Origin of the sequence: Halomonas sp. AOP43-A1-21, from assembly GCF_052376775.1 — a bacterium.
GTDB classification, from domain to species: domain Bacteria; phylum Pseudomonadota; class Gammaproteobacteria; order Pseudomonadales; family Halomonadaceae; genus Vreelandella; species Vreelandella colorata.
Window position 1 is genome coordinate 1 of sequence record NZ_JBQSWC010000095.1, and the last position, 807, is coordinate 807.

Sequence of the window (807 nt, forward strand, 5' to 3'; positions counted from 1 at the left end):
CGGCGCGGCTTCCTACCCCAACGTTCTGCGCCAAGCCGGCTGTGAAGATGCCGATATGTTGATTGCGGTCACCAACTCCGATGAAGTCAACATGATCGCCTGCCAGGTTGCGCATACTTTGTTTCGTACGCCCACCAAGATTGCTCGGGTACGCGCCACGCCGTATCTCACCCGCAAGGGGCTATTCGCCCACGAAGCGATCCCGATTGATGTGTTGATCAGCCCCGAGCAGGTGGTCACGGATCACGTACGCCGTTTGATCGAGCATCCGGGTGCCCTGCAGGTGCTGGATTTTGCCGGAGGCTTGGTGCAGCTGGTAGCAGTAAAAGCGGTGTTTGGCGGCCCGTTGGTGGGTCAGGATCTCGCGTTTTTGCGCCATCATATGCCCAACGTGGATACCCGCGTGGCGGCGATTTATCGGCGCAACCGGCCAATTATCCCGCGCGGTGACACCGTGATCGAGGCCGACGACGAGGTGTTCTTCCTCGCCGCCCGGCGCGATATTCGCGCGGTGATGAGTGAGCTCAGGCGTATCGAACGCGGCTTTCGCCGAGTGGTAATTGCCGGGGGCGGGAATATCGGCGAGCGCCTGGCCGAACACCTGGAGCATAGCCACCAGGTCAAGATCATCGAGCATAGCCTTGAGCGCTGCACCACGCTGTCCGAGCGGCTGAACCGCACGGTGGTGCTACACGGCAGCGCCACCAGCAAGCGGCTGCTTGAAGAAGAGAACATTGAAGACTGCGATATCTTCTGCGCGCTGACCAACGACGACGAGGTCAATATCATGTCGTCGCTGCTCGCCAA

The 807-nt window shown here is 60.3% G+C and carries 1 protein-coding gene; it reads left to right on the forward strand.

Annotation, left to right across the window (positions count from 1 at the left end; genetic code table 11):
- On the forward strand, positions 1 to 807 hold an 807-nt coding region (gene trkA / locus ACT3R7_RS20695), incomplete at both ends, for a Trk system potassium transporter TrkA (protein WP_496199464.1).